2 protein-coding genes and 1 pseudogene are annotated in these 2105 nt (G+C 35.5%); all 3 read left to right on the top strand.

Annotation, left to right across the window (positions count from 1 at the left end):
- Positions 1-85 precede the first annotated feature (85 nt).
- A complete protein-coding gene (locus tag TY19_RS03820; RefSeq protein ID WP_042280369.1) occupies positions 86-1222 on the top strand; it encodes an ABC transporter ATP-binding protein in 1137 nt (378 codons plus the stop codon).
- Between the two features lie 19 nt (positions 1223-1241).
- Positions 1242-1859: an ATP-binding cassette domain-containing protein gene (locus tag TY19_RS26735; protein ID WP_445082243.1), complete on the top strand. Its 618-nt coding sequence runs from the start codon at positions 1242-1244 to the stop codon at positions 1857-1859.
- A pseudogene (locus tag TY19_RS12660) lies at positions 1860-2077 on the top strand (transposase); the annotation flags it as partial.
- Positions 2078-2105 lie beyond the last annotated feature (28 nt).

Genomic DNA, 2105 nt, shown 5'->3' with positions numbered 1-2105 from the left:
TTTGCAAAGATCAAATGAAAAAATGCAATTTGATTGCAAAATTTTACAAAAACATTTAGTTCCCTATCTTTAATAAAGAAAAAACATGAAAGTGATGAGCTCTAAAACGCGCATATTTTTCTGGTCGATCAAACAGCTTTTACTCTCCGCCCCATGCGAAGCTATTTTTTTATTTACATTTGTCCTCCTTCAAGGATTAATCCCAGCAGCGTCACTTTACTCGATTCAAGCTATGATAGATTGGATCAGCTTAGAATCTTCCTTTCCTTATATGTTTGTTTCTATATGGACGGGACTACTATTAGCAGATACTGTATTAAGTCCCATCGTCTCCATTTTCAGATTACATTTGAATGAAAAATTTTTATGTCATTGTAACGTTTTACTAATGGAAAAGGCTTCCGCTATTCAAGGCCTTGATTCATTTGAAAATTCTAAATTATATGACGAAATACAGTTCCTAAAAAACGAATCTTCAAGGCGCCCTTTAAATTTTGTATATGTATGTTCAGGATTTCTAAAAGAATGCATCGCACTCATAGCTGTCTTATTTGTATTGGGTTCTCTTGAATGGTGGGTTCCTATTGCCATGTTTTTAGCAAGCTTGCCTCACGCTTTTTCAACATTTTGGTTTGAAAAACAATCATGGGACCAAATGCTGTTTTCAAGTCCAGAGGCCAGAAAACTTGGTTGGATCGCTTCTTTACCTTTAGACGGGCGTATAGCAAAAGAATTGAGGCTTTTTGCTTTCGGAGATTATTTGATCCAAAAGTATAAACAAGGAGCTTTAGCTTTACATATTGCCTTATCTAAAGAGCGATGGAAGAAATCTTTTCTATCCATTTTTTTATCTGGGGTAACAGTTCTGGGTTATCTTTTCATCCTATCTCAAATCATCATACAAACAAAAAATAAAGCATTAGAAATTAGCGAACTCGTAGTAGCGATTCAGGCACTTGTAATGACCCAGTCTCAACTGTCCGGATGTATTTCTTACACAGGAATGATGACTCCGATTATTCTTTTTTTTAGTAAGCTAAAGCGTTTTCTAGCTTCTTCGAATCACTCAATTTCCGATCAAAACTCAAAAATAATGCCCGTTTTTACTCAAGAAATTAGTTTTGAAAATGTTTCTTTTTCTTATCCTGATGGGCGATGTGCTCTTACAAATGTAAGCTTTAAAATTCGTAAAGGTGAAAAAATAGGCCCTTGTCGATCATAACGGTGCCGGGAAATCTACGATCGTAAAATTATTACTTCGATTTTACGATCCAGCCGAAGGAAGAATTACTGTAGAGGGTGTAGATTTGAAAACAATCAATATCCAGAATTGGAGAGCCTTAATAAGCGGAAGTTTTCAAGATTTTGGACATTATCACTTTACTGTACGCGAAAATATTTTGCTTGGAAACATACATGCCAATGAAGAGCATATTTTACAAGCAGCAAAAGCTGGTGGATTGGAAAAAACATTGCAAAACCTTCCAAACGGTTTATTGACACCTCTTGGAAAAGAATTCGGTGGAACATCTTTATCTGGTGGAGAATGGCAAAAAATTGCCATGGCTCGCAGCTTTGTTAAAAATGCAAGCTTGTTAATTTTAGATGAACCTACAGCTTCCTTAGATCCAAAAAGTGAAATCGAAGTATTTAACCAGTTTGCTGATGCATCTTCAGGGAAAACAGTTTTATTGATTACCCATCGAATCGGATCTATCAAGATGGCTGATCGAATTTTGGTTTTTAAATTTGGCAAATTAGTAGAAGAAGGCACTCAAGATTATTTGCTGAGAGCAGACCAAGAATACGCTCATTTATTTTTTCAACAAGCTAAACAATATCAGTTAAACCAATCATAAATTTTGGCTTTTCAGCTTAACTCTGGAAATGCTGCTGATGTCTCTATTGCCGAAACCTTGTCAAAAGGGATTTCTGAGAAGCCATTTGATGATAAGGGGGTTATTTCAAAAGAACTTTCGATAAGGCTGTTGAAACAAGGTCTTGACTATTGACAACCCTAAGATCAAATAGGAAGTAGAAGCTGACGAAGTTGATAGACAAAATTCTTCTTAGAAAGTGAGCTGTCATTGAAACAGTAAATGATC

Origin of the sequence: Candidatus Protochlamydia sp. R18 (genome assembly GCF_000648255.1) — a bacterium.
GTDB lineage: Bacteria > Chlamydiota > Chlamydiia > Chlamydiales > Parachlamydiaceae > Protochlamydia > Protochlamydia amoebophila.
The sequence above is the reverse complement of the archived record's forward strand: the minus strand, read 5'-3'. Positions and strand labels throughout refer to the sequence as shown.

Excerpts from the sequence above, each read along its gene's own strand:
- TY19_RS03820 (WP_042280369.1), top strand. The coding sequence starts at position 86 with ATGAAAGTGATGAGCTCTAAAACGCGCATATTTTTCTGGTCGATCAAA.